Below are 23,210 nucleotides of genomic sequence, written 5' to 3'. Positions count from 1 at the left end.
AACTTTTTCTTAAAAAAGAATTAAAAAGGATTCAAATTAAAAATAAAATAACACTACTTTTGCACCCATATTTATACCAGTTCTTTAGAAAATGATTAACAGAAGACATATTCGAGTTAAAGTAATGCAATCTGTGTACGCTATGTTACAGTCTCATAATGATGATATTATTAGGGAAGAAAAATTCTTAAAACATAGTATTTTAAAAATGTTTGATTTATATGTTCTAAATCTTTTACTTTTAGTAGAAGTTCAAAAACTTGCAGCTAAAAAAATTGCACTTTCTAAAAAGAAAATATTAGCTACAAAAGAGGATTTAGCACCTAATACAAAATTTATAGATAACAAAATTATAAACTCTATATCAGAAAGTGTTAGCGTAGAAAGTTATATGGAAGTTAACAGTTTAAAAAATTGGGAACTTGATGATGAGTATGTAAAAATTATTTTTGATGAATTACAAAAAAATAATTTATATAAAAAATATTTAGATACTGTAGAGGATTCTTTTAAAGTAGATAAAGCCTTTGTTATAGATTTTTTTAAAGAAATTATTGCACCAAATGAAAAACTAGCAGAATATTATGAAGACAAGATGATATCTTGGGTAGATGATATTCCTTTTGTGAATACTTGGGTTGTTAAGTCTCTTAGTAAATGTAAAGAGAACAAAACCTTTATGTTGGGTACATTGTATAAAGACAAAGATGATGAAGATTTTGTGGCTAATCTATTTAGAAAAACAGTTTTAAAACACAAAGAATTTGAGGCAGATATTGAGGAAAAAACTCCAAATTGGGAAAGTGATAGAATTGCCGAAATAGACATGATTTTGATTAAAATGTCTCTTACTGAGTTTGTGCATTTTCCTTCAATACCTACAAGGGTTACTATTAATGAATATATAGAGATTTCTAAAGATTACTCTACAGAAAAAAGTAGCTACTTTATAAATGGAGTTTTAGATAAAATTTCTAAAGACTTTCTAAAAAATAAAAGAATCGTTAAAATTGGTAGAGGTTTATTGTAAAATATGGATATCGTTCTATAATTTACTATTTTTACGCAAATTAATTAATATTTAAGATGAAAAAAATAACACTTTTAGTATTGGCAATAACTATGGTATCTTTTTTTACAGCATGTAAAGATGGGGCTGATGCGGCAAAAAAAATAAACAAAGAAAACTTAGATCAAGCAGTAAATAGAGATGCAGAGATTAAAAAAGGAACAGCTTCCATTACTTTTGATAAAAAAACATATGATTTTGGAACTGTTAATGAAGGAGATATAGTAAAAACATCTTTTACGATAACAAATTCAGGTAAAACAGATTTAGTAATTACAAATGCACAAGGGTCTTGTGGATGTACAGTTCCAGAGTGGCCAAAAGCCCCTATTAAACCAGGAGAAACAGGAGAAATAAAGGTTAAATTTAATACTTCAGGTAAACCAAATAGACAACAAAAAACAGTAACATTAACAACAAACACAGAATCGGGTAGAGAAGTATTAACCTTAAAAGGTTCTGTAACACCAAAACAAAAATCATAAGTATAATGAATTTTACAATTATCGCTTTACAAGAAGCAGCAGGAAGTTTAATGAGTATGTTACCTTTCTTGGCAATAATAGCCGTTTTTTACTTTTTTATGATAAGACCACAAATGAGCCGTCAAAAGAAAGAAAAAGCATTTCAAGCAGAGATAAAGAAAGGAACAAAAGTGGTAACATCTAGTGGGATTCATGGTAAAATAGCAGAAATTAATTCTTCTGACAATACAGTTACTGTAGAAACAGGTGCTGGTAAAATTAGATTTGAACGCTCTGCGATTTCTATGGAGCTTAGTAAAAAGCAATCTAACCCAGTAAAAAAATAAAATAAATTTTACAATTTAAAAAAGTGAGTTTTTATAGTAAAAAAACTCACTTTTTTTTTGTGTCATTTTTATGTAGCTTGCAACAAATAAGTTTATCAATTTGAAAAAAAGGAGAAAAATTTCAAAAAGTTTCATAGGATTCTTGTTTGTTTCTATGCTTATTTGGGTATTAATTACAATGTCTAAAGAATATGTAACAACGACAGAGGTGCCTATAGCGTATATTAATATCCCTCAGAACTTGTTGTTACAAAAACAACCCAAAAAAACAATTGAAATTACTGTTAAAGCATCTGGTTTTAAGATAAGTATGTTAAACTTAAGAAAAAAGGTAATAGATATAGAACTTAATACACTTTCAAAAAAAAACACGAATACTTATTACGTCTTAACTAGAAATTATTTCTCAAAAATAAAAAATCAACTTGCAGATGGTGTTACCCTTCAGCAAATAGAAATAGATACTTTATTTTTAAGTTTGGGTAGTTTACAAAGTAAAAAATTAGTAGTGGTACCCAATTATAAAATTAATTACCATATAGGGTATGATTTGTCTGAGGCAATTGCAATTTCTCCAGATAGTATTTTAGTTTCTGGTCCAAAAAATCAAATAGAACAATTGCAAGAAATTCAGTTAGAACCCTTTGAGTTATCTAATGTTAAAGAAAATTTTTCAAAAGAAATACATATAGCAAAACCCAAAAAGCTATCTAATTTGCGGTTTGAAACAGAAATTGTTACCCTAAAGGGTAAAGTAGAAAAGTTTACAGAAGGTACTATAAATGTAGATTTTGAAATAATTAATGTACCCAAAGATTTTAACATTACAACCTTAGTAAAATCCATAAGTTTAACTTTTATAGTTTCTCTATCAGATTTTAATAAAGTAAACGAAGACTCATTTAAAGTTGAATGTGATTACAACATATCTTTAACTAATAATTTAAATTATTTAGTGCCAAAAATTGTAAGAAAGCCTTCATTTGTAAAAAGTATTAAATTTGTTCCTAGTAAAATTGATTATTTAATTCAGAAATAATATGATAGTTGGTGTAACTGGAGGAATTGGCAGTGGAAAGAGTACAGTAGTAAATTTTTTTTTAGAGTTAGGTAACATTGCTTTTTATCACGCAGATATAGAAGCAAAAAACATAATAAATTCCTCAGTAAAAGTAAAAACTAAAATAGAAGCATTTTTTGGTAAAGAAGCATACAAAGACAATGTTCTTAATAAAAAGTATATTTCTAATATTGTATTTCATAATCCAGAAAGTTTAAAACAATTAAATGCAATTGTACATCCAGAGGTAAAAAAACATTTCAAAAACTTTGTAAATCAACATAAAAATAAAGAATATATTTTGTATGAAAATGCAATTTTATTTGAAACAAAAAGCCATCATACTTGTGATTTTATAATTAGTGTTTATTGTGATTTAAAAACTAGAATTTCCAGGATAAAAAATAGAGACAATATTTCTGAAAATGCAATTTTAGACAGAATAAATAACCAATGGAAAGAAGATAAAAAATTACTTCAATCTAACTACCTAATTACTAATTTCGCTCAAATAGAAACTAAAAACCAAGTAAATCATATCCATAATATTTTAACAAAAAAGCGTAAATTGATTTAAATAAATTCAACGTTTTTGTTAAAAGTTACTTAAATTTTTCTATAATTTGTTAATTTAGGTTAAAAATCTTAAAATCAAATTTTGAAAGCAGTAAATTTGGTTCATGGGTAAGAAGATGTTTATTCTCATTGTTATTTTAATGAGTATTTCTCTTATAGGAATTATAGCTGTACAAGTGTATTGGATTAATAATGCATTAGCTAGTAAACAAGAACAGTTTAAAAATGATGTGCAAAAATCTTTGGGTAGTGTTTCTCAAAGAATTGCAGACAAAGAAGAAGCTAGTTTAGAGAAAGATATTGAAAATATTATTAGAGATAAAGGAGTTGCAGATAATGCTCAAATTAAAAATTATCTTTTTCAACAAATAGATACTACAACAAAACAAAAATTTACTTTTGGAGCCACAATTTTAGAAGAAAATTTTAAACTACCTACAGATTTTTTAGACAACGATACAATTATTTGGAAACGAATTTCAGGTAAAAAAGATTTTTTTAGTTCAAGCTATATAAAAGGTGTAGACAATTACTTTACAGATACAGATGAAAGTAGGTTTTCTGTTTCACAGAGAATGGCAGCAGTAGAAAAAAGTCAGTTCAAAGAGGTTTTTAAAGACTTTTTGAGTATAAAACCCATACATCAAAGAATAAGTAATAGAGAATTAAAAAAAACTATTGCAGATGAGTTAAAAAAACGAGATATCGATCTTGATTTTAAGTATGGCGTGTACACCAATGATGGTTTGGCAACAAAATTAAAATCTGGATATTATACTATAAATACAGAAAATGGTTACGCTTATCCATTTATATATGGAACCGATGGTGAGTTAGATTATAAACTATATGTTACGTTTCCGACTAAGAATGAACATATTTTGGCAGGCATATCAGGTATATTACTACTTTCTTTATTGTTTATCTTTATTATAATTATAGCTTTTTCAAGTTCATTATATCAATTAATACGTCAGAAAAAAATATCAGAAATTAAAACAGATTTCATTAATAATATGACCCATGAATTTAAGACTCCTATTGCAACTATAAATTTAGCATTAGATTCAATAAGAAATCCTAAAATATTGGGTGATGATGAAAAGGTTTTAAGATACATTCAAATGATCAGAGATGAAAATAAAAGAATGCATGCTCAAGTAGAAAATGTATTAAGAATCTCTAGATTAGAAAAGAATCAAATAGAAATTAGTAAGGAAACTGTAGATGTCCACGACATTATTGATGATGCTATTTCTCACGTCAACCTACTAATAAAAGATAGAAAAGGAAATATAAACACTCATTTTGAGGCGATTACTTCAGAGATTAGTGGAAACGAGTTCCATTTAACCAACGTAGTTGTAAACATGTTAGAGAATGCATTAAAATATTCTCTAGGTTCTCCTAAAATTGATGTGTATACAGAAAGTACCAATAAATTCTTTCTTTTTAAAATTAAAGATGAAGGAATTGGGATGAGTAAAGTAGTTCAGAAACAAGTTTTTGATAAGTTTTATAGAGAACAAAAAGGAAATATACACGATGTTAAAGGACATGGGTTAGGTTTAGCTTATGTAAAAGAAATTGTAGATAAACATCATGGAACAGTATTTGTAGAAAGTGAAAAAGGAAAAGGAAGCATATTTACAGTTAAACTACCGTTAATTTAAAAAGTATAAAATGGGAAGTAAAAAAATTTTATTAGTAGAAGATGATCCAAATTTTGGTACAGTCTTAAAAGATTATCTAGCATTAAATGACTATAATGTTACACATGCTAAAGATGGTATAGAAGGTTTAATCATGTTTAAAAATAGTGATTATGATCTGTGTATTTTAGATGTGATGATGCCTCGTAAAGATGGTTTTTCTTTGGCACAAGATATAAGAAGTACCAATAAAGAAATTCCAATCATCTTCTTAACAGCAAAAACCTTAAAAGAAGATGTGTTAAAAGGATATGCTGTAGGAGCAGACGATTATTTAAATAAACCTTTTGATTCTGAAGTATTGTTACATAAAATAAAAGCAATTTTACAAAGAAAAGAAACAGATAAATCAACAGAATCTGAACAATTTGAATTTACTATAGGAGGTTTCTTTTTCAACTCTAAACTACGTCATTTATCGATTGGTGAAGATGGAGAACCTACAAAATTATCTCCTAAAGAAAGCAAGTTGTTAAGAATGTTAGCTATTCATAAAAACGATTTGATGCCACGTGAATTAGCGTTGACAAAAATATGGAGAGATGATAATTACTTTACCTCAAGAAGTATGGATGTTTACATTGCTAAACTGCGTAAATATTTAAAAACAGATGAAAATGTAGAGATATTAAACATACATGGAGAAGGTTTTAGATTGGTAGATAAATCTTAATCAATATTAAATACTTCCCTTATAAAATAACTCAACTTAATTTTAAGTTGAGTTTTTTGTACCTTTAATCTATGGCAGAATTTATCAAAATATATAATGAAAACCCTAATCAAAAAGAAATTGATAAGGTTGTAAAAATATTAAAAAAAGGAGGTTTGGTTATTTATCCCACAGATACAGTCTATGGTTTAGGCTGCGATATTTCAAATACAAAAGCTTTAGAAAGAATAGCACAAATAAAAGGTGTTAAGATAGATAAAGCAAAATTCTCTTTCATTTGTGATAGTTTAAGTCATTTATCTGACTATGTAAAACAAATAGATACGGCAACATTTAAGATTTTAAAAAGAGCGCTACCAGGGCCGTATACTTTTATTTTACCAGGAAATAGTAGTTTGCCAAAAATATTTAAAAAGAAAAAAACAGTTGGAATTCGTATTCCAGATAACAATATTATTAGAACTTTAGTAGCACATTTAGGAAACCCAATAGTATCTACTTCTATTAGAGACGATGATGAAATTTTAGAATATACAACAGATCCAGAACTCATCTACGAGAAATGGCGTAGTAAAGTAGATGTTGTTGTAAATGGTGGTTATGGAGATAATACAGCGTCAACTATTATAGATTTAACAGAAGATGTGCCCAACGTAATAAGAGAAGGTAAGGGTAGTTTAGATGTTTTATAATGTCTTACTAATTTAAATCATCAAACTTTTTTTTACCCAAAACAAAGTGTTGCCATACAATACTAGTATGTAAATTGTAATTTTGTTTTTTTGATAGTTTTTTTCTTTTCTTTAAAAAAGGTAAAATGTTTTTATAAAAGCTCATATGTGCTTTTAAAATGGCAATTGTATGCACAGGTCTTACTTCTAAAATAAATTTAATTCCAGCAATACCATCTAAAATCAAACGCGAAAAAATTACAAATAGAAACCATTTTTTAGGTACATTTTTTACCACATTTAGCAAACTATTTCTAAAATTTAAAAAGGTTTTCTGCGGATTAGTTTCTTGCAGTGTAGCTCCTCCAACATGATAAACAGTAGATTGTCCAACATATTTTACTTTGTAACCAATGTTTTGTGTTCTCCAGCACAAATCAATTTCTTCTTGATGGGCAAAATAATCTTCATCTAACCCGCCAACTTTTTTATAAACCTCAGATCTTATAAATAAACAAGCACCAGAAGCCCAAAAAATATCACTAATATCATTAAATTGATTGTTGTCTTTTTCTAGGTGATTAAAAACACGCCCTCTACAATAAGGATATCCAAATAAATCTATAAATCCACCACCAGCACCAGCATATTCAAATGTTGTTTTATTTTTAAAATCTAATAATTTTGGTTGAATAATGGCAGTTTTTTCATCGTTTTTAAAAACTTCAATAATGGGTAATAGCCAATTTTTTGTAACTTCAACATCAGAATTTAGTAAACAAAACACGTCTGCGTTTATAGATTGCAGAGCATCATTATAACCTTTGGCATAACCGCCATTAGTAGCATTTTTGACAATTTTAACCGAAGGAAAAAATTCTTTAACATAAGCTATAGAATTATCTGTAGAAGCATTGTCTGCAACGTAGATATCTGCTTGCTGTGAACTATAATTCACAACAGATGGTAAAAATTGTTCTAAGAGCTTTTTACCGTTCCAATTTAATATAACAATTGCTAATTTCAAGGATGCGAATTTACACTTAAATACTGAGTTTTAGGCTAAAGTTTTCTTAATTTGACAAACTCTATTGATGTTTTTTAAACGCAAAAAAGATTACAGAGCACTTTTGTAATCAGGAATTTCTTTTAAAAAAATGTAAGTTTCATTATCAAAATCCATTCTACAATAATAATGTTCTAAACCGTTGGTAACAATTAGAAAATTTGCTTTCAATTTTAGGTTGTAACGCGCAATTTGATCAAAAGTATCTTGAGTTATTTTTACAGACGGCGCTTTACACTCCACTACAATATCATGATGCCCCATATTGTTAAAAACAAGTATATCTGTTCTTTTAGTTCTATTGTTTATAGTTAATTGCTTTTCTATAGCAATTAATGAGGTAGGGTAATCTTTGTCATCAACCAAAAAACGAACAAAATGTTGGCGTACCCATTCTTCTGGTGTCAAGACCAGGTATTTTTTTCTCAAATTATCAAAAATAAGCGTCTTATTTTCGCTATTTTTGAGTTTAAAATGATAAGTTGGTAGATTGAGTTTTTGCATCAATCAAAAGTAAGAAAATGAACGACATAAGAACTATAGTTTCTAATATCAAACAAGGAAATCTAAAGCCTATTTATTTTTTAATGGGAGATGAGCCTTATTACATAGATAAAATTTCTGATTTTATTGAAGAAAACGTCTTAGAAGAGTCTGAAAAAGGATTCAATCAACAAGTAATGTATGGTAGAGATGTGAGTGTAGAAGATATTGTTGGTGCAGCAAAACGCTATCCAATGATGGCAGAAAAACAGGTTTTAATTGTTAAAGAAGCTCAAGATTTAAGTAGAACTATAGAAAAATTAGTGTCTTATGCAGAAAATCCTCAGCCAACTACTATTTTGGTAATTAACTATAAATATAAGAAATTAGATAAACGAAAAAAGTTACATAAAGCTGTTGCAAAAACCGGACTTATATATGAAAGTAAAACCTTATATGAAAATCAAGTTTCTGATTGGATTAGACGTGTTTTAGGAGGAAAAAAATATCATATAGAGCCAAAAGCAGCTCAAATGTTAGTAGAGTTTTTAGGAACAGATTTAAGTAAAATAGCAAACGAATTGTCTAAGTTGATGTTAATTCTTCCAAAAGAAACGATCATCAACGATCAACATATAGAAGAAAATATTGGGATTTCTAAAGATTATAATAATTTTGAGTTGAGAAAAGCTGTTGGAGAAAAGAACACAACAAAAGCCAACAGAATAATCAATTATTTTGCAGAAAACCCTAAAAATAATCCTTTAGTAATGACCATTTCATTACTCAATAGTTTTTTTACTCAATTATTACTTTTTCATGGTTTGCAAGATAAATCTAAAAATATGGTTGCTAAATCTTTGGGTGTTAGTCCTTATTTTGTTGATGAGTATTTTTTAGCTGCTAGAAATTATCCTATGAGAAAGGTAGCCCAAAATATAGCAATTTTACGAGATGCAGATGTAAAGAGTAAAGGAGTAGGAGCCAATTTATCTAATAAAGATATTTTAAAAGAATTGTTATTTAAAATTCTTCATTAAACCTACACCCAAAGAGTTTACGATAGTATTTTTTAGTGAACAAAATAAAAATCAACCAAAATGAAAGATATTTTTAATAAAAAAGGAAGTCAAGAAGTTATTGATAGAATTGAAAGTTTAACAGCATCAACTCAACCTAATTGGGGTAAAATGTCTGTTGCACAAATGCTAGCACATTGTTGCGTTACTTACGAAATGATGTATACCAACAATCATCCAAAACCAAATGCGTTTACAAGATTTATTTTAAAAACCTTTATTAAAAAAGTTGTGGTTTCTGATAAACCTTATGCTAAAAATGGGAAAACTGCCCCACAGTTTATCATTACAGGTGAAAAAGAGTTTCTAGCTGAAAAAAAACGTTTGGTAGATTATATATACAAGACACAAGAATTAGGAGCTGCTCATTTTGATGGAAAAGAATCACACTCTTTTGGAGTACTAAACAAAAATGAATGGAATAATATGCTTTATAAACATTTAGATCATCATCTAACACAGTTTGGAGTCTAACTTTTTTTGATGATGATTAACACTAAAAACAATTCTGTTTTATTTGAATAATGTCAATCTTTAGAACAAAAAACCACGCATTTTGCGTGATTTTTTTTGTTTTTATAAATACCTTATTTTTTAGTTACAGCTTTGTCTACTATAATTCTTTCTTTTCTGTTAGCAATTTCCCAAGCTGTATGAAAAATTAAACGAGCTCTTTTTTCAAGTAACTCATAATTTATTTTATCTGGAGTATCTGTAGGTTTATGATAATCTGCATGAGTTCCGTTAAAATAAAAAATTACAGGAATGTTATGTTTTGCAAAATTATAATGATCAGATCTATAGTAAAAACGATTGGGGTCATTGTCATCGTTATATTTATAATCTAAGTTGATATTGGCGTATTTTTTATTAATATTTTCAGAAATTTCATGCAATTCTGTACTTAACTTATCAGAACCAATTAAATATACATAATTAGAGTCTGTTTGATGAAATTTATCAACTCTACCAATCATGTCTATATTTAAATTAGCTACAGTATTGGCTAGTGGAAAAATAGGATGTTCTGTATAATATCTAGAACCTAATAAACCTTTTTCTTCTCCGGTAACATGCAAAAATAAGATAGATCTTTTTGGTCCGTTTCCTTTTTTAGCTGCTTTTTTAAAAGCTTCAGCAATTTCTAAAATTGCTACAGTACCAGAACCGTCATCATCAGCACCATTATAAATTTCTCCATTTTCAGTACCTACATGATCTAAATGAGCAGAAATTACAATGATTTCTTCTGGTTTTTCTGAACCTTCTATAAACGCTAATACATTTTCCGAATCTTTTAAAGATCCTCTTCTAGAAGCATTGGTTAACCATGCAGAAGAGATGGGTTGAAAGTAATTTTCTGTTCCTTTTGCAGCAGTAATTTTATTTTTTGTGTAGTAATTTCTTAGATATTCAACTGCCTTTTTTTGTCCTGGCTCACCTGTATCTCTACCTTCAAATTCATCAGAGGCATAAATATATAAGTGCTTTTGTAAATCTTTAGCTTTTATTCTTTTGGCAAATTTGGTTGCTTCTATATTAGAAGCACAACCTGTAAGTGCAATTACACTTAATAGAAATATAATTTTTTTCATGAATGAATGAGTTTTTAAGAACATCAAAAATAAACAAATAAAAGTTAAATGTCTTTAATGATAAACTGTTGTAAATTAGAATTAAAGTAAACCAAATCTTCTGGAAAAAGATTGGTAAACGCTTTTTTTTGAATGAGCTGTTTTGGTGTTGCAAACTCATATTTATTTTCTTTTAAAAGCAACACATAATCTGCCAACTGAATAGCTAAGTTAACTTGATGAGAGGAAATTAGAATAGTTTTATTAGTTTCTGAAACTAATTTTTTTAGAAGCGAAAATATTTTGATTGTATTGTGTAGGTCTAAATGAGCTGTAGGTTCGTCTAAAATGATAATTTCTGTATCTTGTGCTAAGGCCCTTGCTATTAAAACACGTTGTAGTTGTCCGTCGCTTAACTCATAAAAACGTTTGTTTTTTAGGTGATAAATTTCTGTTTGCTGTAAGGCCGTATCAATTTTTTTAAAATCGTTTTCAGATAGCTTATCAATCCAATTTGTATAAGGCTGTCTACCTAAAGCAACCAATTCGTATACGGTTAACTGACTTTCTGGTAAACGTTCTGTAAGTACTAAGCTTAATTTTTTAGAGAGTTCTTTTTCAGAAAGTGTAGTAATATTTTTAGACTCAAAATAAATATTTCCAGAGATTGGTTTTTGGATTTTAGAAAGCGTTCGTAATAGCGTAGATTTTCCTATTCCATTTTTTCCTAAAACAGCAATCAATTTTCCGCTTTCAATAGCAATATTAATATCAGAAAGTACAACTTGTTGATGTTTTTTGTTTTGATAACCAATGCAGAGGTTTTCAGTTTTAAGAATGTTATGTTTATTGAGTTTTTTAGACATACATTCTTTTTTTTCTAACAAGTAACCAAATTACAATAGGTGCACCAAATAAAGACGTAATGGCATTAATGGGTAGGGTAAATTCACTTGTTGGCAATTGTGCAATACTATCAGAAATTAATAAAATAATAGCCCCTAAAATACCAACTGCAGGCAGTAATATTTTATGATTAGCACTAGAAAATAACAATCTAGCTATGTGTGGTACAACTAAACCAATAAAAGCAATTGGTCCAGAAAAAGCAGTAATAACCCCGGTTAAAATACTAGTAATTAGTAAAATAAGGTTTCTGTTTTTTTTAATATTGATACCTAAACTTTTCGCATAATCTTCTCCCAATAAAAAACTATTTAAGGGTTTTATAAGTAATATTGTAGCTAAAATACCAATACTATATATAAAACCAAAAACAGATAATTCGCTCCAAGTTAAATTTCCTAAACTTCCAAAACTCCAAAATAAATACTGCTGAATTCTTTCTGCTTCACTAAAATAAGCCAAAACACTAATTACAGAAGAGGTTAAGCTACCAAACATTAAACCAATAATTAAAATAGACATGGTATTTCGTATAGTATTGGCAGTTATAATAACTGCAAAAAGCACCAAAAAAGCACCTAAACTAGCGGCTATTGGTAAAGACCAGTTAGAAACACCACTTGTTAATAGCAACCCACCAAATAAAGATGAACCTAAAACCAAAATAGCAACCCCCAAACTTGCTCCAGAGGAAATACCAAGTACAAAAGGACCAGCAAGCGGATTTCTAAATAAAGTTTGCATTAACAAACCGCAAATAGATAAACCAGAGCCTACTAAAATGGCAGTTATTGCTTTAGGTAACCTAAAATTAAGAATAATAGTTTGCCAGCTTTCTTTTGAACTAGAGTTACCAATAATAGTGTTAACAATATCATCTATAGGAATAGCAACAGAACCTAAGCTTACATTAACAAAAAATAAAATTACCAATACTATTGATAGTACTATAAAATGTTTTTTGAATGATTTTTGTTCCATTATTATAAATAAGACTTAACATGTTTTAAAAATGCTAAAAACCTAGAGTTGTTATTTGTATTTAGATAAAAAATCTACTAATTTTTGAATGGCTAAACCTCTATGAGAAATTTTATTTTTTTCATCAGAACTCATTGTTGCAAATGAGTCATCAAACCCATTTGGTTTAAAAATAGGATCATATCCAAATCCTTTGTCACCTTGTTTTTCTGTTAAGATTTCTCCTTTACAAATCCCTTCAAAAAGAAATTTATCACCATTTAGATTTAAAGCAACAGCGGTTCTAAACTGAGCATTTCGCTCTTTTTGGTTACGTAATTCAGACAATAATTTTTGCATGTTTTTTTCTGAGTTTGTAGGCTCACCAGCATATCTAGCAGAATACACTCCAGGTTTTAAGTCTAAACAAAAAACCTCTAACCCAGTATCATCCGCAAAACAATTGTATCCAAATTTATCGGTAATATAATCTGCTTTTAACTTAGAGTTACCTTCTAGCGTAGTTTCTGTTTCTTCAATTTCATCAAAACAATTGATATCTTTTAAACTTAAAAGAGTTATAGATTTAGGTAACATCTCTTGAACTTCTTTTAATTTATTAAGGTTATTTGTAGCAAAAACAAGTTTCATAATGCAAAAATAATCATTTTAAATCCAGAATAGGCAAATACTTAAATTTGACTATTACTATTCGTGATGATAAGGTTCATTCTTTAAAATTGTATAACCTCGATACAATTGTTCTACAATAAACAAACGAATCATTTGATGCGAAAACGTCATTTTAGATAAAGATATCTTTCCTTGAGCTTTTTTATAAACAGCTTCTGAAAACCCGTAAGGTCCCCCAATAACCAAAACAAGTTGTTTGAGGCCAGAATTCATTTTTTTTTGTAAATATTTAGAAAATTGGATAGAAGTAAAATCTTTCCCCTTATCGTCTAATAAGATCAATTGATCTGTATTTTGCAATTTAGATAAAATTAAACTTCCTTCTTTTTCTTTTTGTTGAGTTTCACTAAGATTTTTCGCGTTTTTAATGTCAGGAATAATTTCTAACTCAAATTTTATATAGTGTTTTAAACGGTTTTGGTATTCATCAATCAATTGAATTAAATTTTTGTTATCCGTTTTTCCAATAGCAAGTAATTTAATCTTCATATTAAAACTGTCATTTCTAGTAATTTTTCGAATTTTTAGAAAATACCATCAAAAAATCATTTTATTTTTTCACTACAAACTTATCAGTTTTAGAACATAAAATCATCAGAACTCACATAAAATTGAAAATCATTCTTATTTTTACATCATTATAAAGCTATAACGAATGATATCAAAAGTACAATTTGAAAAAGAATTAGATTTAATTATTAAAAATGCAATACGAGAAGATATTGGAGATGGAGATCACACTTCATTGTCTTGTATTCCTAAAAATGCTAAAGGGAAAGCAAAATTATTGGTAAAAGATGAAGGGATTATAGCTGGCGTTGCTTTTGCAAAACAAGTGTTTCAATATGTAGATGCAGACTTAAAAGTAGAAACGTTTATACAAGATGGTGAAGCAGTAAAATTTGGTGATGTTGTTTTTCATGTTTCAGGAAAATCTCAATCTATATTAATGGCAGAACGTTTGGTTTTAAATGCAATGCAAAGAATGTCTGCTATAGCCACAAAAACAAAGTTTTTTGCCAATTTGTTAGAAGGTACAAAAACAAAAGTATTAGATACAAGAAAAACAACTCCAGGAATTAGAGCTTTAGAAAAGTGGGCAGTAAAAATAGGAGGTGGAGAAAATCATAGATTTGCTTTATATGATATGGTAATGATTAAAGACAATCATATCGATTTTGCAGGAGGAATTACAGCAGCCATTACAAAAACTAAAAAATATTTAGAACAAAAAAATCTTGATATTAAAATAATTGTAGAAGCAAGAAGTCTAGATGAAATCAAAGAAATTCTGTCAAATAAAGGTGTATATAGAATTTTGATAGACAATTTTAATTATGAAGATACTAAAAAAGCTGTAGCATTAATTGGTAATACTTGTTTAACAGAATCTTCTGGAGGAATTAATGAAAAAACCATCAGAAATTATGCAGAGTGTGGGGTAGATTATATATCTTCTGGTGCATTAACACATTCTGTTTACAATATGGATTTAAGTTTAAAAGCAATAGATTAGCTTTACAACAAGAGTTAGAAGCTAAAATGCTACTTATGACTAAAGAAATAGAAGACAAACTAGATAAACTTCCAATAGTAAATATATTGGTGCGTTTTGGAAAGAAGATAAAAATTCCGAGACTAGAAGGTATGTCTTTGTATGATGTCATAGAGATGTATATTATTGGTATTATAGAAGGTGCATTAACAACAAGAGCAGGAGGTATAGCATATAGTTTTTTTATGGCTATTTTTCCGTTTTTACTTTTTGTACTCACACTCATTCCTTTTGTACCCATAGACGGAGCTCAAGAAGGTTTACTTTCTATAATTGCAGATGTGTTACCACCTAAAACTTTTGATGCTGTAGATTCTGTTCTGGTAGATATTATTAAAAATCAATATGGTGGATTATTGTCTTTCGGATTTATAGCTTCTATTTTTTTAATGACAAATGGGATAAATGCTATTTTTGGAGGGTTCGAGTATTCGTACCATGTCAAAGAAGTTAGAAACGTTTTTAGATCATATTTTATAGCAATGTTTGTTTCAATCATCATTGTATTTTTTTTAGTAATTACAGTTGTTCTTATTCTTTTTTTCGAATTAATTTTAAAAGATTTGGTTACCCTTGGTTGGTTAGAAGACAACTTAGTTTGGCTACAAATGGGTAGAGGTTTTATTTTTCTAAGTATGATTTTTATAACAGTTTCTATTTTATATCATTATGGAGTAAAAGAGGGCAAACACTCTCGTTTTTTCTCTCCAGGAGCAGTATTTACAACAATCTTATCTATCCTCACCTTTTATTTATTCGGTTTTTATGTAAATGAATTTGCCAAATACAACGAGTTGTACGGTTCAATAGGGACGTTGTTAATTTTAATGTTATTTATCTGGTTAAATGCCATTATTTTATTGTTGGGTTTTGAGTTAAATGCATCTATTTATGCATTAAGAAGAGGAAATAAAACCTTTACAACCCCTAAAAAATTATAAGTTTTTCACGATATTTGCGCACTCAATTAAAAATTATCATTTCGTATATATTGCTCTAGTTGATAATTGATAAATAACACTGATAATAGATTTATATGAAACCAAGTATCCCAAAAGGAACAAGAGATTTCTCACCAACAGAAGTTGCCAATCGTACCTATATTATGAATACGATTAAAACAGCTTTTGAAACTTTCGGTTTTCAACCTATAGAAACACCAAGTTTCGAAAATTCTTCTACATTAATGGGAAAATATGGAGAAGAAGGTGATCGCTTAATTTTTAAGATTTTAAATTCGGGAGATTTTTTAGTTAAAGCTGATGAAAAGTTACTTTCAAACAAAGAAAGTACAAAGGTAATAAGTCAAATATCAGAAAAAGCATTACGCTATGATTTAACAGTCCCTTTTGCAAGATATGTTGTGCAACACCAAAATGAAATTACATTTCCTTTTAAACGTTACCAAATACAACCCGTTTGGAGAGCAGACAGACCTCAAAAAGGACGTTTTAGAGAGTTTTATCAATGCGATGCAGATGTAGTTGGTAGTAAATCTCTTTGGCAAGAAGTAGAATTTATTCAGTTATATGATACTGTTTTTTCGCAGTTAGGATTACAAGGAACTACAATAAAAATTAACAATAGAAAAATATTATCAGGTATTGCAGAAGTTATAGGCGCACAAGATAAATTAATAGATTTTACTGTTGCTTTAGACAAATTAGATAAAATAGGTAGAGAAGGTGTTATTAAAGAAATGCTTAGCAAGGGTATTACAGAAGATGCCATAAAAAAAGTAGCGCCTTTATTTAGTTTTAAAGGGTCAAACTTAGAAAAATTAGATGCTCTACAGCAAATGTTAGCTGCATCAGAAGAAGGAAAAAGTGGAGTAGAGGAGTTGCGTTTTGTTATAAATGCTATTGACCAATTAGGTTTAACATCTGCTAGTTTAGAGGTAGATGTTACGCTGGCAAGAGGGCTAAATTATTATACAGGTGCTATTTTTGAAGTTGCTGCACCAAAAGGTGTAAAAATGGGTTCTATTGGTGGCGGTGGAAGATATGATGATTTGACAGGTATTTTTGGAATGCCAGATGTTTCTGGAGTAGGTATTTCTTTTGGATTAGATAGAATTTACCTGGTCTTAGAAGAGTTAGAATTATTTAAATCTGTAAACTTGCCCAAGCCCAAAGTGCTCTTTTTAAATTTTGATAAAACAACAGATATTGCAAAAATGAAAGCTATAACAGTTTTAAGAAATAGAGGTGTAAAATCTGAAATGTATCCTGATTTGGCAGGCAGTAATAATCAGCAAAAAAAACAATGGAAATATGCTACAAACAGAGAAATACAATATGTAGTTTCTAAAGTAGAAAATGATACCTATTTACTAAAAAATATGGAAAACTTTGAGCAGTTAACCTGTTCATTAAATGAAATCATAGAAAAAGTAAAATAATTACTATTAATATTTGACAGACTTAAGAAGCAATTTAAAATTAAAGTATTTATTTTCAGTTTGTCTAAGTTTATAAATTATCTAAATTATACAAAATAAAGGCGTAAATTTGTACCTTATAATTTAGATTGAAATGTTTGAATTGAACAGCAAAATGAATGACGATAGAATAGAAGAGCTAGGAGAAAACCATGTTGGTACTTCTGCAAAAACACCCTTAAGAGCAGATGCTTTTGATATTTCTGATGAAGAAAAAATAGCTAAAATCCAAGAAAGTGTAAAAGATATATTACAAACTTTAGGTATGGATTTGACTGATGATAGTTTACAAGGTACACCCAAGAGAGTTGCTAAGGCATTTGTAAATGAGATATTTATGGGACTAAATCCAAAAAACATGCCCAAACCATCTACATTTGACAATAATTACAATTACGGAGAAATGTTGGTGGAAAAAAATATTGTTGTATATTCCACCTGCGAACACCACTTATTACCAATCATTGGACGTGCTCATGTAGCATATATTTCTGATGGTAAAGTAATCGGTTTGTCTAAAATGAACAGAATTGTAGAGTACTTTGCAAAAAGACCACAAGTTCAAGAAAGATTAACAATGCAAGTTGTGCAAGCAATGCAAGAAGCTCTCGGCACAGATAACGTAGCTTGTGTTATAGATGCTAAGCATTTATGTGTAAACTCCAGAGGAATTAAAGATATAGAAAGTTCTACAGTAACTGCAGAGTTTGGAGGAAAATTCAAAGAAAAGGAAACCAAAAGAGAATTTTTAGATTACCTAAAAATGGATACAGATTTTGATTAATTAAATTTTTAATTGTTATACTGATCCTTATTATAAATTAAATATAGTTTATTATGATGATAAGAAATTATCCAAATGAGCTATGGAAAGAAATAGAATTAGATAGTCGTTTTAAAAAAGTAGAAAAGTTTATCATATCTAACTATGGTAGGGTTATCAAAGAAAGCGATGGTGTACAAAGTTTATTGCAACAAAAGTACATTAATGATTATGAAGTTATTTATGTAAAACTAAGCAACGAAAAATCAAAAAGAAGAGCGTTGTATGTTCATAAATTAATGGCACAAACTTTTTTAGAAAAGTCAGAAGAACACAGGTTTGTAATTCACAAAGACTACGATAAAAAAAACAATCATTTAGATAACTTACAGTGGACTACTAAAAGAGAAAAAGAGGTTCATCAATTTAAAAACCCACATTACAAAACAAGAGAAAAATTTATCCCTGCAAATGCAAAATTAAATGCAGGAAGGGTAAAGTTGATTAAGAGGAAACTTTTTGACCCTAATAGAAAAACACGGTTAAAAATGATTGCCAAACAATTCGGAATTTCAGAAATGCAATTACAAAGAATTAAAACTGGTGAAAATTGGGGAGAAGTAGTTGATTTTTAAGTTGTAATGTTAAATTACATAAAAAAACCTCTAGTAGGAGTATCTACTAGAGTTTTTTTTATGAAACTAGTATAATTCTAATTATTAACTAAAACCCATTCTCCTTTTTCAAGTAAAGGAATAGCTTGTTTAAACTTTACTGTTTTTTCTTCTCCGCTCATTACATTTTTAATGGTAACACGCTCGTTTCTACCAATTTTTGGTTGTTCTCTTACTATAGTTTCAACAGGTTCAGCTTGTTGCTGGCGAGAGTTTTGAATAGCTTGTTCAGTTGTGTTTTGAATATCAGCTTTACTTGTACTCAATTGCTCTCTTTTTTGTTGACGAGCCTCAGAAATTTGATTTTTGTCTTGAGAAGGTAATTCTCCTTTAAATAAGAAAGATAGTACCTCTTTATTAATTTTATCTACTGTTTGTTTAAATAACTCAAAAGCTTCAAATTTGTAGATTAATAAAGGATCTTTTTGTTCGTAAGATGCGTTTTGTACAGATTGCTTTAAATCATCCATCTGACGCAAATGATCTTTCCAGTTTTCATCAATAATTGCTAATGTAATGTTTTTTTCAAAATCAGTAATTAAAGATTTTCCTTCAGATTCATAAGCCTCTTTTAAATTGGTTACTACTTGTAAAGATTTAATTCCGTCTGTAAAAGGAACTACAATTCGTTCATATCTATCACCTTCATTTTCATATACATCTTTAATAACAGGAAAAGCTAAAACTGCATTTCTTTCAATTTTATTTTTATAATGTTCTGTTACAAAATCATATAACTTATCTGTAATTTCTTTTTCAGAAGATTTTTCAAATTCCTCTTCAGAAAAAGGAGAAGTCATTGAAGAAAAACGAATCAATTCAAATTCAAAATTTTGAAAATCTTTTACAGCTTTATTTGAGTTTACAATAGATTCGCAAGTATCATAAATCATATTTGCAATATCAACTTGTAAACGTTTTCCGTCTAAAGCATGTCGTCTTCTTTTGTATACAAATTCACGTTGAGAGTTCATGATATCATCATACTCTAACAAACGTTTACGAATACCAAAGTTGTTTTCTTCTACCTTTTTTTGGGCTCTTTCAATAGATTTGGTAATCATAGAATGTTGAATTACTTCACCTTCTTTTAATCCCATTCTGTCCATCATTTTGGCAATTCTATCAGAACCAAATAAACGCATTAAATTATCATCTAAAGCCACGTAAAATTGAGATGACCCCACATCTCCTTGACGTCCTGCACGACCTCTTAACTGTCTGTCTACACGTCTAGAATCATGGCGTTCTGTACCAATAATAGCCAAACCACCAGCAGCTTTTACTTCATCAGACAATTTAATATCTGTTCCACGTCCTGCCATATTGGTAGCAATGGTTACTACACCTGGTTTTCCTGCTTCTGCAACAACATCAGCTTCTTTTTTATGCAATTTTGCATTTAAAATATTATGCGGAATTTTACGCATTTGTAACATTCTACCTAATAATTCTGAAATCTCTACAGAAGTTGTACCAACTAAAACGGGGCGTTTTTGATCTACTAATTTTACAATATCATCTATAACAGCATTGTACTTTTCGCGAGCTGTTTTGTAAACCAAGTCCTCTTTATCATCTCTTGCAATTGGTTTGTTTGTAGGAATTTCTACAACATCTAGTTTGTAGATTTCCCATAATTCTCCAGCTTCAGTAATCGCAGTTCCTGTCATACCAGACAATTTGCGATACATTCTAAAGTAATTTTGTAAGGTTACCGTTGCAAAAGTTTGTGTTGCATCTTCAATTTTTACATTTTCTTTAGCTTCAATAGCTTGATGCAATCCGTCTGAGTAACGACGACCGTCCATAATACGACCTGTTTGTTCGTCAACAATCATTACTTTATTATCCATCACAACATATTCTACATCTTTTTCAAAAACCGTGTAGGCTTTTAATAGTTGATTCATAGTATGAATACGTTCACTTTTTATGCTAAAGTCTTTGTATAATTCTTCTTTCTGAGCCGCTTTTTCTTCTGAAGCTATTGTGGAAGCATCAATTTCTCCAATTTTTACACCTATATCGGGTAAAACAAAAAAGGTATCATTGTTTGTTTTTTCTGATAAATGTGCAATTCCTTTATCAGTCAAATCTATTTGATTGTTTTTTTCTTCAACAACAAACCATAAATCTTCATCTACCTCTGGCATTAATTTGTTGTTATCTTGCATATAATAATTCTCAGTTTTTTGCAAGATTTGTTTAACGCCTTCTTGCGATAAAAACTTTATTAATGCTTTATTTTTAGGGAGACCCCTGTAAACTCTTAACAATAAGAAACCTCCATCTTTATCATTTCCTTCTGCAATTAGTTTTTTTGCTTCTGCCAATACACTAACTAAATGTTGTTTTTGAAGAGCAACTAAATCGGATACTAAAGGTTTTAATTCGTTAAATTCATGAACATCTCCTTTAGGTACTGGACCAGAGATGATTAACGGAGTTCTAGCATCATCAATCAAAACAGAATCTACTTCATCAATAATAGCATAGTTAGGCGCTCTTTGCACCAAATCATCTTTAGAATTTGCCATGTTATCACGTAGATAATCAAAACCAAACTCATTATTTGTTCCGTAAGTAATGTCTGCATTATATGCTTTTCTGCGATCATCAGAATTTGGTTGATGGTAATCTATACAATCTGTAGATAAACCATGAAATTCAAAAATTGGAGCCATCCACGCTTTGTCACGTTTTGCTAGGTAATCATTTACAGTTACCACGTGAACACCATTTCCTGACAAAGCATTTAAATAAACAGGTAGGGTAGAAACCAAAGTTTTTCCTTCACCAGTCATCATTTCTGCAACTTTACCTTGATGCAATACAGAGCCACCTATTAATTGTACGTCATAATGCACCATATCCCAAGTAACTGGTTTTCCAGCTGCGTCCCAAGAGTTAGCCCAATATGCTTTTTCATTTTCTAAGGTAATGTTGTCTCTTTCAGCAGATAGTTCTCTATCAAAAGGAGTAGCAGTAACTTCAATCTCTTCATTTTCTACAAAACGTTTGGCAGTCTCTTTTACCACAGCAAATGCTTCTGGCATGATGTTTTCTAAAACTTCTTCAGAAATTTTATATGCCTGATCTTTTAAGTTATCTATTTCAGTATAAATATCTTCTTGACGATCTATGTCTGCTGTTTTTGCTTCGCTTTCTAAAGTAGTAATTTTATCATCAAATTCTTTAGTAGCCGCTTTAATTTTATCTTTAAATTCCTGTGTTTTTGCTCTTAATTGATCATGAGTAAAATTAGAAAATTCTGTTTCAAACTTTCTAACGTTATCTACTATTGGTTGTAGCCCTTTTAAATCTTTTTGTTGCTTGTCTCCAACAAAAAGTTTAATTACTGAATCTAAAATTCCCATTTATATTTATGTTTTTCAGTTAGTTAACTAACTTTGTTTGTCTATTTAAATTTCAAGTACTATCAACTTGAAAATACAGTTTTCTGGATTAAAAGAAAACAAAAAAAAAGCCTCTTTAGAGACTTTTTATATTTTATTGAGTTTAGTATTCGTCCTCATTCCAAAGATAATCATCTTCGGTAGGATAATCTGGCCAAATCTCTATGATAGAATCGTATGCATCACCTTCGTCTTCGATATCTTGTAGATTTTCTACTACTTCTAAAGGAGCTCCAGTTCTAATAGCATAATCTATTAATTCATCTTTGGTTGCTGGCCAAGGTGCATCTGCTAAATAAGATGCTAATTCTAATGTCCAATACATTTCTTATTGTTTAATTTTGTGCAAAAATAATTTTTTTACGCAATTATGCAAGTCTTTTTTAAGAAATATGAAATCAATAAAAAAAGAACTTACTATTGTTTTTCAGGAATCCACTTAATTTCTTCCACTAATAGGTCTTTAGACAACATTCGTGCCAACGTAAAAAGGAAGTCAGAAAGTCGGTTAAGGTATTTAACAATGTCATTATTTAGAGGTTCTTGGTCATTTAACTCAACAGAAAGGCGTTCTGCACGTCTACAAACACATCTAGCTACGTGACATAATGACACTGCTTGATGTCCTCCAGGTAAAATGAAATGTGTCATTTGCGGAAGTTTTTGATCCATCTTATCTATTTCATTTTCTAAAAACTCAACAGAATTTAAATTAACTTTTGGTATGTTAAGACGTTCTTTGCCAGATTTTAGAGTTTCTTTTTCTGGTGGAGTAGCCAACATAGCTCCTAAAGTAAAGAGATCATTTTGAACTTTTAATAGCGTGTTTTTATTATCATCACTAATTTCTTGATCTCTAATAAGGCCTATGTAAGAGTTAAGCTCATCTACTGTTCCGTAGGCATCTATTCTTAGATTGTATTTTTTTACTCTAGTACCTCCAAAAAGTGCAGTTGTACCATTATCACCAGTTTTAGTATATATCTTCATTTAAAGGACTTTGTATGTTACAACAAAGTTACAAAC

Annotated in this window: 25 protein-coding genes; 15 read left to right on the top strand and 10 right to left on the bottom strand. The window is 29.2% G+C overall.

What is annotated here, in order from left to right; genetic code table 11:
- Nucleotides 1–91 precede the first annotated feature (91 nt).
- From nusB to DUT90_RS08895, 8 genes are all read left to right on the top strand, one after another.
- Nucleotides 92–1,030 (top strand): transcription antitermination factor NusB, encoded by a 939-nt coding sequence (gene nusB, locus DUT90_RS08930; RefSeq protein ID WP_114426805.1) that lies wholly within the window; start codon nucleotides 92–94, stop codon nucleotides 1,028–1,030.
- 56 nt (nucleotides 1,031–1,086) lie between these two features.
- Nucleotides 1,087–1,554 carry a DUF1573 domain-containing protein gene (locus DUT90_RS08925; RefSeq protein ID WP_114426804.1) on the top strand — a complete coding sequence of 156 codons (468 nt, stop codon included), beginning with the start codon at nucleotides 1,087–1,089 and terminating at the stop codon, nucleotides 1,552–1,554.
- Nucleotides 1,555–1,559: 5 nt separating this feature from the next.
- On the top strand, nucleotides 1,560–1,880 hold the full coding sequence (yajC, locus tag DUT90_RS08920) for a preprotein translocase subunit YajC (protein WP_114426803.1): 321 nt from the start codon (nucleotides 1,560–1,562) through the stop codon (nucleotides 1,878–1,880).
- 178 nt (nucleotides 1,881–2,058) lie between these two features.
- Nucleotides 2,059–2,919 (top strand): CdaR family protein, encoded by an 861-nt coding sequence (locus DUT90_RS08915; RefSeq protein ID WP_258848531.1) that lies wholly within the window; start codon nucleotides 2,059–2,061, stop codon nucleotides 2,917–2,919.
- Nucleotide 2,920: 1 nt separating this feature from the next.
- Complete coding sequence (gene coaE / locus DUT90_RS08910; RefSeq protein ID WP_114426801.1) at nucleotides 2,921–3,517, top strand: dephospho-CoA kinase; 597 nt, start codon at nucleotides 2,921–2,923, stop codon at nucleotides 3,515–3,517.
- Nucleotides 3,518–3,620: 103 nt separating this feature from the next.
- Complete coding sequence (locus DUT90_RS08905; protein WP_114426800.1) at nucleotides 3,621–5,189, top strand: sensor histidine kinase KdpD; 1,569 nt, start codon at nucleotides 3,621–3,623, stop codon at nucleotides 5,187–5,189.
- A 10-nt stretch (nucleotides 5,190–5,199) separates the two neighbouring features.
- On the top strand, nucleotides 5,200–5,901 hold the full coding sequence (locus DUT90_RS08900) for a response regulator transcription factor (RefSeq protein ID WP_114426799.1): 702 nt from the start codon (nucleotides 5,200–5,202) through the stop codon (nucleotides 5,899–5,901).
- A 71-nt stretch (nucleotides 5,902–5,972) separates the two neighbouring features.
- Nucleotides 5,973–6,593 (top strand): L-threonylcarbamoyladenylate synthase, encoded by a 621-nt coding sequence (locus DUT90_RS08895; RefSeq protein ID WP_114426798.1) that lies wholly within the window; start codon nucleotides 5,973–5,975, stop codon nucleotides 6,591–6,593.
- A gap of 7 nt (nucleotides 6,594–6,600) precedes the next feature.
- On the opposite strand, the gene DUT90_RS08890 is transcribed toward DUT90_RS08895, so the two are convergent.
- Nucleotides 6,601–7,599, bottom strand: a complete 999-nt coding sequence (locus DUT90_RS08890) for a glycosyltransferase family 2 protein (protein ID WP_114426797.1) — start codon at nucleotides 7,597–7,599, stop codon at nucleotides 6,601–6,603.
- Between the two features lie 90 nt (nucleotides 7,600–7,689).
- The gene (locus tag DUT90_RS08885) at nucleotides 7,690–8,142 is read right to left on the bottom strand and encodes a type I restriction enzyme HsdR N-terminal domain-containing protein (RefSeq protein ID WP_114426796.1); all 453 of its coding nucleotides are present in this window, start codon (nucleotides 8,140–8,142) and stop codon (nucleotides 7,690–7,692) included.
- Between the two features lie 17 nt (nucleotides 8,143–8,159).
- Here DUT90_RS08885 and holA point away from each other — a divergent pair, with 17 nt between their 5' ends.
- Both holA and DUT90_RS08875 read left to right on the top strand, forming a co-directional pair.
- Nucleotides 8,160–9,161: a DNA polymerase III subunit delta gene (gene holA / locus DUT90_RS08880; protein ID WP_114426795.1), complete on the top strand. Its 1,002-nt coding sequence runs from the start codon at nucleotides 8,160–8,162 to the stop codon at nucleotides 9,159–9,161.
- Between the two features lie 60 nt (nucleotides 9,162–9,221).
- Nucleotides 9,222–9,674 carry a DUF1569 domain-containing protein gene (locus DUT90_RS08875; protein WP_114426794.1) on the top strand — a complete coding sequence of 151 codons (453 nt, stop codon included), beginning with the start codon at nucleotides 9,222–9,224 and terminating at the stop codon, nucleotides 9,672–9,674.
- 113 nt (nucleotides 9,675–9,787) lie between these two features.
- Here DUT90_RS08875 and DUT90_RS08870 read toward each other — a convergent pair whose 3' ends face one another.
- Genes DUT90_RS08870 through rlmH form a run of 5 tightly spaced genes read right to left on the bottom strand, consistent with a single transcriptional unit; the run spans nucleotide 9,788 to nucleotide 13,822 of the window.
- Nucleotides 9,788–10,795: a M28 family metallopeptidase gene (locus tag DUT90_RS08870; RefSeq protein ID WP_114426793.1), complete on the bottom strand. Its 1,008-nt coding sequence runs from the start codon at nucleotides 10,793–10,795 to the stop codon at nucleotides 9,788–9,790.
- Nucleotides 10,796–10,839: 44 nt separating this feature from the next.
- The gene (locus DUT90_RS08865; RefSeq protein ID WP_114426888.1) at nucleotides 10,840–11,640 is read right to left on the bottom strand and encodes an ABC transporter ATP-binding protein; all 801 of its coding nucleotides are present in this window, start codon (nucleotides 11,638–11,640) and stop codon (nucleotides 10,840–10,842) included.
- The gene (locus tag DUT90_RS08860) at nucleotides 11,633–12,661 is read right to left on the bottom strand and encodes an iron ABC transporter permease (protein ID WP_114426792.1); all 1,029 of its coding nucleotides are present in this window, start codon (nucleotides 12,659–12,661) and stop codon (nucleotides 11,633–11,635) included. The genes DUT90_RS08865 and DUT90_RS08860 overlap by 8 nt, the downstream gene beginning before the upstream one ends.
- A gap of 51 nt (nucleotides 12,662–12,712) precedes the next feature.
- On the bottom strand, nucleotides 12,713–13,291 hold the full coding sequence (locus tag DUT90_RS08855) for a non-canonical purine NTP diphosphatase (RefSeq protein WP_114426791.1): 579 nt from the start codon (nucleotides 13,289–13,291) through the stop codon (nucleotides 12,713–12,715).
- Nucleotides 13,292–13,348: 57 nt separating this feature from the next.
- Nucleotides 13,349–13,822 (bottom strand): 23S rRNA (pseudouridine(1915)-N(3))-methyltransferase RlmH, encoded by a 474-nt coding sequence (gene rlmH, locus DUT90_RS08850; protein WP_114426790.1) that lies wholly within the window; start codon nucleotides 13,820–13,822, stop codon nucleotides 13,349–13,351.
- Nucleotides 13,823–13,988: 166 nt separating this feature from the next.
- Between rlmH and nadC the strand changes: the two genes are divergently transcribed.
- The 5 genes from nadC (at nucleotide 13,989) to DUT90_RS08825 (ending at nucleotide 18,726) form a co-directional block, all read left to right on the top strand.
- Nucleotides 13,989–14,849, top strand: a complete 861-nt coding sequence (nadC, locus tag DUT90_RS08845; protein WP_114426789.1) for a carboxylating nicotinate-nucleotide diphosphorylase — start codon at nucleotides 13,989–13,991, stop codon at nucleotides 14,847–14,849.
- A gap of 35 nt (nucleotides 14,850–14,884) precedes the next feature.
- Complete coding sequence (locus DUT90_RS08840) at nucleotides 14,885–15,829, top strand: YihY/virulence factor BrkB family protein (RefSeq protein ID WP_114426788.1); 945 nt, start codon at nucleotides 14,885–14,887, stop codon at nucleotides 15,827–15,829.
- Between the two features lie 95 nt (nucleotides 15,830–15,924).
- Nucleotides 15,925–17,289 (top strand): histidine--tRNA ligase, encoded by a 1,365-nt coding sequence (gene hisS / locus DUT90_RS08835; protein WP_114426787.1) that lies wholly within the window; start codon nucleotides 15,925–15,927, stop codon nucleotides 17,287–17,289.
- A 154-nt stretch (nucleotides 17,290–17,443) separates the two neighbouring features.
- Nucleotides 17,444–18,112: a GTP cyclohydrolase I FolE gene (folE, locus tag DUT90_RS08830; protein WP_408962308.1), complete on the top strand. Its 669-nt coding sequence runs from the start codon at nucleotides 17,444–17,446 to the stop codon at nucleotides 18,110–18,112.
- Nucleotides 18,113–18,165: 53 nt separating this feature from the next.
- The gene (locus DUT90_RS08825) at nucleotides 18,166–18,726 is read left to right on the top strand and encodes an HNH endonuclease (RefSeq protein WP_309477132.1); all 561 of its coding nucleotides are present in this window, start codon (nucleotides 18,166–18,168) and stop codon (nucleotides 18,724–18,726) included.
- A gap of 77 nt (nucleotides 18,727–18,803) precedes the next feature.
- Here DUT90_RS08825 and secA read toward each other — a convergent pair whose 3' ends face one another.
- The 3 genes from secA to DUT90_RS08810 all read right to left on the bottom strand — a co-directional run bounded on the left by secA (nucleotide 18,804) and on the right by DUT90_RS08810 (nucleotide 23,174).
- Nucleotides 18,804–22,145, bottom strand: coding sequence for a preprotein translocase subunit SecA (gene secA / locus DUT90_RS08820; RefSeq protein WP_114426784.1), 3,342 nt, complete (start codon nucleotides 22,143–22,145; stop codon nucleotides 18,804–18,806).
- Nucleotides 22,146–22,287: 142 nt separating this feature from the next.
- Nucleotides 22,288–22,509, bottom strand: a complete 222-nt coding sequence (locus tag DUT90_RS08815; RefSeq protein ID WP_015479930.1) for a DUF2795 domain-containing protein — start codon at nucleotides 22,507–22,509, stop codon at nucleotides 22,288–22,290.
- Between the two features lie 92 nt (nucleotides 22,510–22,601).
- Nucleotides 22,602–23,174 (bottom strand): cob(I)yrinic acid a,c-diamide adenosyltransferase, encoded by a 573-nt coding sequence (locus DUT90_RS08810; RefSeq protein WP_114426783.1) that lies wholly within the window; start codon nucleotides 23,172–23,174, stop codon nucleotides 22,602–22,604.
- Nucleotides 23,175–23,210 lie beyond the last annotated feature (36 nt).

Source organism: Polaribacter sp. WD7 (assembly GCF_003335085.1).
In the GTDB taxonomy this organism is placed as follows: domain Bacteria; phylum Bacteroidota; class Bacteroidia; order Flavobacteriales; family Flavobacteriaceae; genus Polaribacter.
Note: the sequence above shows the minus strand (reverse complement) of the source record. Positions and strands in the feature narration are given on the sequence as shown.

Coding starts and splice junctions, on each gene's coding strand:
- DUT90_RS08815 (WP_015479930.1), bottom strand. CDS start 22,509: ATGTATTGGACATTAGAATTAGCATCTTATTTAGCAGATGCACCTTGG.
- DUT90_RS08860 (WP_114426792.1), bottom strand. CDS start 12,661: ATGGAACAAAAATCATTCAAAAAACATTTTATAGTACTATCAATAGTA.
- DUT90_RS08865 (WP_114426888.1), bottom strand. CDS start 11,640: ATGTCTAAAAAACTCAATAAACATAACATTCTTAAAACTGAAAACCTC.
- secA (WP_114426784.1), bottom strand. CDS start 22,145: ATGGGAATTTTAGATTCAGTAATTAAACTTTTTGTTGGAGACAAGCAA.
- hisS (WP_114426787.1), top strand. CDS start 15,925: ATGAAACCAAGTATCCCAAAAGGAACAAGAGATTTCTCACCAACAGAA.
- DUT90_RS08875 (WP_114426794.1), top strand. CDS start 9,222: ATGAAAGATATTTTTAATAAAAAAGGAAGTCAAGAAGTTATTGATAGA.
- DUT90_RS08855 (WP_114426791.1), bottom strand. CDS start 13,291: ATGAAACTTGTTTTTGCTACAAATAACCTTAATAAATTAAAAGAAGTT.
- DUT90_RS08840 (WP_114426788.1), top strand. CDS start 14,885: ATGACTAAAGAAATAGAAGACAAACTAGATAAACTTCCAATAGTAAAT.
- DUT90_RS08905 (WP_114426800.1), top strand. CDS start 3,621: ATGGGTAAGAAGATGTTTATTCTCATTGTTATTTTAATGAGTATTTCT.
- nusB (WP_114426805.1), top strand. CDS start 92: ATGATTAACAGAAGACATATTCGAGTTAAAGTAATGCAATCTGTGTAC.
- coaE (WP_114426801.1), top strand. CDS start 2,921: ATGATAGTTGGTGTAACTGGAGGAATTGGCAGTGGAAAGAGTACAGTA.
- DUT90_RS08925 (WP_114426804.1), top strand. CDS start 1,087: ATGAAAAAAATAACACTTTTAGTATTGGCAATAACTATGGTATCTTTT.
- nadC (WP_114426789.1), top strand. CDS start 13,989: ATGATATCAAAAGTACAATTTGAAAAAGAATTAGATTTAATTATTAAA.
- folE (WP_408962308.1), top strand. CDS start 17,444: ATGAATGACGATAGAATAGAAGAGCTAGGAGAAAACCATGTTGGTACT.
- DUT90_RS08895 (WP_114426798.1), top strand. CDS start 5,973: ATGGCAGAATTTATCAAAATATATAATGAAAACCCTAATCAAAAAGAA.
- DUT90_RS08915 (WP_258848531.1), top strand. CDS start 2,059: ATGTCTAAAGAATATGTAACAACGACAGAGGTGCCTATAGCGTATATT.
- DUT90_RS08810 (WP_114426783.1), bottom strand. CDS start 23,174: ATGAAGATATATACTAAAACTGGTGATAATGGTACAACTGCACTTTTT.
- DUT90_RS08900 (WP_114426799.1), top strand. CDS start 5,200: ATGGGAAGTAAAAAAATTTTATTAGTAGAAGATGATCCAAATTTTGGT.
- DUT90_RS08825 (WP_309477132.1), top strand. CDS start 18,166: ATGATGATAAGAAATTATCCAAATGAGCTATGGAAAGAAATAGAATTA.
- rlmH (WP_114426790.1), bottom strand. CDS start 13,822: ATGAAGATTAAATTACTTGCTATTGGAAAAACGGATAACAAAAATTTA.
- yajC (WP_114426803.1), top strand. CDS start 1,560: ATGAATTTTACAATTATCGCTTTACAAGAAGCAGCAGGAAGTTTAATG.
- DUT90_RS08870 (WP_114426793.1), bottom strand. CDS start 10,795: ATGAAAAAAATTATATTTCTATTAAGTGTAATTGCACTTACAGGTTGT.
- DUT90_RS08885 (WP_114426796.1), bottom strand. CDS start 8,142: ATGCAAAAACTCAATCTACCAACTTATCATTTTAAACTCAAAAATAGC.
- holA (WP_114426795.1), top strand. CDS start 8,160: ATGAACGACATAAGAACTATAGTTTCTAATATCAAACAAGGAAATCTA.